The sequence below is a fragment of the Bartonella gabonensis genome, assembly GCF_903679515.1.
In the GTDB taxonomy this organism is placed as follows: domain Bacteria; phylum Pseudomonadota; class Alphaproteobacteria; order Rhizobiales; family Rhizobiaceae; genus Bartonella; species Bartonella gabonensis.
In genome coordinates this window covers 1-4,776 of record NZ_CAHOYM010000063.1, presented here as the reverse complement: position 1 = coordinate 4,776, position 4,776 = coordinate 1, and the positions used below count along the sequence as shown (strand labels likewise).

Below are 4,776 nucleotides of genomic sequence, written 5' to 3'. Positions count from 1 at the left end.
ACATTAGTTGTGTATAGTGCAGTGAGTTTTAGAAGTCTTTTTCAAGCTTAAATGTATTTTTCATTATATGTATATGATATTTTTTGAAAAGGCTTTTGTTTTTCGTAATTTAAGATACAAAATACTATTGCTAAAGCACCAAAGATAATCCATGCTGGTAAATAAGTGAGAGTAATGCAAATGGACGACATAAAATCGGGCATTATCTTGCATAGAGATTGATTTAATTTATAGATATCTGTTTGCAGAAGATTTACGAGAATTTTATTAAGGGGGGTCATTGTCCAATGTGATGTGATGACAGAGTGTGTATTGTCAATAACGAATGCTATAATTGTTAGTGTAACGAAAATGAAAGCCATTAATTTGAATAAAGAGCGAAGCATATTTCTTCCTAGAGTTTCAATGGAACATTCGCATAATGCACAGAAAGATAAGGAGTTGCATTATGACAAAAAAATAGATTTATGTTCTCTTTTATAATTTCTGTTGAAAAAAATATGTCAAAGATAATATCAGCCTTTCGTATAAAGATTACAATCAATATCGAGGGGGGAATGAAGAATAATGCTTAAAGATGCGGATAATGGATTGAAGCGGAATCTTCAAAATCGTCACATTCAAATGATTGCTTTGGGTGGCGTGATAGGGACGGGGCTTTTTTATGGATCAACAGAGGCGATTCAATTGGCGGGTCCTTCGGCTATTCTAGCTTATCTTATCGGGGGACTTATTATTTATTTCATTATGCGAATGCTTGGTGAAATGTCTGTAGAAGAACCAACATCGGGTGCTTTTAGTTTTTTTGCTTATAAATATTGGGGAAGTTTAGCAGGCTTTATAACAGGTTGGAATTATTGGTTTCTTTATATTCTCGTCAGTATGACTGAACTTACAGTGATTGGCTTGTATCTAGATCATTGGATTTTGATTGATCATTGGAAGTCATCCTTCATTGTCCTTTTGTTTGTTACATTAGTTAATTTATTTAATGTTCGTTTTTATGGGGAATTTGAATTTGGTTGTGCTTTAATCAAAGTTGTTGCTGTCATTGGTATGATTATGTTTGGGATTTTTCTCATTGTCACTGGAATAGGGGAAAATCAAGCGAGTATCCGTTATCTTTGGGATCATGGTGGTTTTTTTCCTTATGGAGTTATAGGGATTATTTTGGCGACTTCTGTAGTCATGTTTTCTTTTGGAGGAGCCGAGCTTATTGGTGTTGCTGCTGGTGAGGCCTCTAATCCACAAAAAACAATACCGGCGGCTATTCGTCAAGTTATGTGGAGAATTATAATTTTTTATATTGGTTCTATCAGCGTTATTATGATAATCAGTCCGTGGAATATGATTGGAAAAAATGGTAGTCCTTTTATTACAATTTTTGAAACTGTAGGAATTCCTGCTGCGGGTCATATTTTGAATTTTGTGGTTATTATGGCGGCTATTTCTGTGTACAACAGTGGCATTTATTCTAATGGTCGTATGCTTTATAGTTTAGCTATACAAAAAAATGCACCACATATTTTTAGTAAACTGAGTGCTGTTCGTATTCCTTATGTTGCTATCCTTTTTTCATCGTTTTGTACGGCGATAATCCTTGTTATTAATGCTCTTGTCCCCGATAATAGTTTTATGCGAATTATGGCTCTTGCAACTGCAGCCGCACTTATTACTTGGGCTATAATTGTTATTGTTCATTTGAAATTTCGAAAGGCCCATAAGAATAAAAAAGGAAACTTTATCTATGCGTTTGGTTTATATCCTTACGCGAACTATCTTTGCTTATGCTTTCTGGTTTTATTATTTTGTATAATGCTTATAAGTGGTTTTGGAAAAAATGGATTAATGGCTCGACTTTTGGATATGGTAGGAATAAGGGTACTTTTTCTTGAAACATATATCCCTGTCCAAATGCCTGATATGAGTTTGGCAGTTATTATTATTCCTCTATGGTGCTTATTTTTACTTTTAGGCTATAAGCTTAAGCGATAACAATAGAAGGGTATATAAAGAGTTTGATTGGAATAAATCTTGGGAATAAAATTTGATAAGGTGACACGAGTTTTTGGTGATTTGTGTGTTTTAAGGAATATTACTGTACAGCTTACCGAAAGACGTATTGCCATTATTGGTGCGAATGGTTCTGGAAAAAGTACATTTGTTCGTCTTATTAATGGGCTTCAATTACCATCTCATGGTTTTGTAAGTGTTGATGGGCTTGATACAAAACGCGCTGCAAAGGCGGTAAAGCGGAAAGTAGGATTTGTTTTTCAAAATCCTGACAACCAAATTGTTTTACCATTAGTAGAAGAAGATTTATCCTTTGGTCTTAAAAATTTGAAGCTTAGTAAAGATGAAATTAAAGAACGTGTAGATGAAATTTTACAGCGCTATGAACTTCAAGATTTCAGAAATCACCCTGTTCATTTATTAAGTGGTGGGCAAAAACAACTTGTTGCTATTTCCAGTGTGGTTGCCATGAAACCAGATTACATTATTTTTGATGAACCGACAACATTACTTGATTTGCGAAATAAGCATCGCGTTACGCAAGTGATAGAAGAATTACCACAAACGGCAATAGTTGTATCGCATGATTTGGAGTTTTTAAAAAAGTTTGATAGAGTACTGGTTTTTGATAAGGGGGAGATAGCAATTGATGATGTACCTTTTGTTGCTATTAAGGAATATATAAGAAGAATGTCATGATCGGTTTATATATTCCAAGGGATACACTTATTCATAGGTTAAGTCCTGGAGTTAAGTTATTATTTCTCACCGTATGTGGGACTTTTATAATAATGGTTTCGTCTATACCACTTCTTGGACTCTTTTTATTAATTGTTGTCTTATTCTATAGAGTTGCCAAGGTTCCTTTTAGCACTGTGATAAAGCAGTTTAAAACGATGAGATTGCTTTTAATTCTTCTATTCTTATTTCAAACTATTTTTAGTGGTTGGCTTACGGGAGTTGAGGTTATATTACGTCTTTTTGTCCTCTTTTCTTTATCATCACTTATTTCATTTACAACAAAAGTTTCAGATATGGTGGATGCAATTGAAGCAGGGCTTCAGCCTTTTCGTTGTTTTGGTATAAATCCATCAAAGGTAAGTATGGTTCTCTCTATGGCGATCAGATTTATTCCTCTTTTGAGGGAAAAGTTTAATGAAGTTCATGAAGCACAGCAAGCACGGGGCCTTAATACTAACATTGTTGCTCTTGCAATACCTTTAATTATACGAACCATAAGAATGGCTTCAGAAGTGGCTGAAGCATTGGAAGCGCGCTCTTATGATGCTGATACTATTGATACAGCATCTCATAATAATCCAAGTTTTTTATAGTAAAAGAAAGAATCAAATGAATACAAAAGATTTAGTCTATATAGCTTTATTTGCCGCTATTTATGCTATTTTGGGCATTTTCCCTCCTATTTATCTTCCTTTTCTTCTAGGAGTTCCTATTACAGCTCAGTCGATGGGACCGATGTTAGCAGGATCTATACTTGGAGCCCAAAGGGGCGCTCTCGCATCATTTCTTTTCCTTATTCTTGTTGCGATAGGATTACCTTTATTGCCTGGTGGACGTGGTGGAATGAGTGTTTTTTCAGGAGTTACGAGTGGCTATCTCATCAGTTTTCCCTTTGCTGCATTTTTCATTGGCTTACTGGTTGAGTTATTTTGGAGGCGCTTAAATTTTATACTATTATTCTTGATAAATGCTGTGGGTGGTATAGGCGTTGTCTATGCTTTTGGTATTCCATGGACAGCATATATGACACAAGTGTCTTTGCTGACAGTTTTAATAAGTTCATTAGGTTTTTTAATTGGTGGTTTTTTGAAAGTTCTGATTGCATCTTTTGTAGCGCTTACCATTAAAAAAAACGTCCCTCTCATTCATTCCAATAAAGGGTAGTTCTGATTCTTGAATGGAGTTTTGTGTTACATTGCATAAAATAGAAAACAAATAGTGATAATGCAAATAGTGTTTTTGCATTTTAATTTAAAAGAATATTTAGAAAAGAAGAATTTATTATATATTATAAATTTTATTTTGTTTTATAACATATATTTTTAAACTAATTTATATATAATATAATCATATTAAAAAATATTATTCAAAAGTTATATAACTTATTGTTAAAGTTATATAAAGTTAATAAATTAATATAAAATTTATGAACTAATAACGATCAATATTAAATAATTTTTCAGATAAAATTATATTTTTCGTATTTTATTTTTCAACTTACATAATATATCATATAATTTTATGTTTTATATTAAATACAATATAGACAAATAATTAAAATTATGTTAATTCATTATGAATATTTGCTAATAGAGGTGAATTATAAAAATGATTATAAAATATTTATTTGCTATATTTGCACTATTATTAATTTTTTTATCTATTGTGAAAGCATCTGAATGTACAATTTTACCAAGAGAAGCATCTATTTCTACAACAGATTTAGTTTTTAATAAACAAAGCGATCATTTATTAAATAAAGTTATTTTACCAGCCCACCCTGGTGATCATAGTATATTTTGGGAAAAAACGATATTTCTTTTTCAAAAAGCAAAACATGTGTATACTGATTTAGGAATGTATTTATATAATTCAATACTTTCTATATTCAAATGGTATATTATTTAATTTTTTAGAGAATAAATTATTTTATCATAGCTATAATAAATAACATTATATGTAAGAATCTATAAATAAACAAATTATGTACATTAATATTATAAAAATTTTATTTATTATAGC

At 31.5% G+C, this 4,776-nt stretch carries 5 protein-coding genes; all 5 read left to right on the top strand.

The window, feature by feature from the left end:
• Window positions 1–567 precede the first annotated feature (567 nt).
• The 5 genes from HWX04_RS07765 to HWX04_RS07745 all read left to right on the top strand — a co-directional run bounded on the left by HWX04_RS07765 (window position 568) and on the right by HWX04_RS07745 (window position 4,662).
• Window positions 568–1,995: an amino acid permease gene (locus HWX04_RS07765; RefSeq protein ID WP_175869559.1), complete on the top strand. Its 1,428-nt coding sequence runs from the start codon at window positions 568–570 to the stop codon at window positions 1,993–1,995.
• Between the two features lie 36 nt (window positions 1,996–2,031).
• Window positions 2,032–2,712, top strand: a complete 681-nt coding sequence (locus HWX04_RS07760) for an energy-coupling factor ABC transporter ATP-binding protein (RefSeq protein ID WP_439330030.1) — start codon at window positions 2,032–2,034, stop codon at window positions 2,710–2,712.
• Window positions 2,709–3,347, top strand: a complete 639-nt coding sequence (locus tag HWX04_RS07755; RefSeq protein WP_175869557.1) for an energy-coupling factor transporter transmembrane component T family protein — start codon at window positions 2,709–2,711, stop codon at window positions 3,345–3,347. The genes HWX04_RS07760 and HWX04_RS07755 overlap by 4 nt, the downstream gene beginning before the upstream one ends.
• 16 nt (window positions 3,348–3,363) lie before the next feature.
• Window positions 3,364–3,918, top strand: coding sequence for a biotin transporter BioY (locus HWX04_RS07750; RefSeq protein ID WP_175869556.1), 555 nt, complete (start codon window positions 3,364–3,366; stop codon window positions 3,916–3,918).
• A 444-nt stretch (window positions 3,919–4,362) separates the two neighbouring features.
• Entirely contained in the window at window positions 4,363–4,662 is a 300-nt protein-coding gene (locus HWX04_RS07745; RefSeq protein ID WP_175869555.1) for a hypothetical protein, read from the top strand.
• Window positions 4,663–4,776: the final 114 nt, after the last annotated feature.

What these genes read in the sequence shown, in the direction of transcription:
- HWX04_RS07765 (WP_175869559.1), top strand. Translation starts at nt 568, where the DNA reads ATGCTTAAAGATGCGGATAATGGATTGAAGCGGAATCTTCAAAATCGT.
- HWX04_RS07755 (WP_175869557.1), top strand. Translation starts at nt 2,709, where the DNA reads ATGATCGGTTTATATATTCCAAGGGATACACTTATTCATAGGTTAAGT.
- HWX04_RS07750 (WP_175869556.1), top strand. Translation starts at nt 3,364, where the DNA reads ATGAATACAAAAGATTTAGTCTATATAGCTTTATTTGCCGCTATTTAT.
- HWX04_RS07745 (WP_175869555.1), top strand. Translation starts at nt 4,363, where the DNA reads ATGATTATAAAATATTTATTTGCTATATTTGCACTATTATTAATTTTT.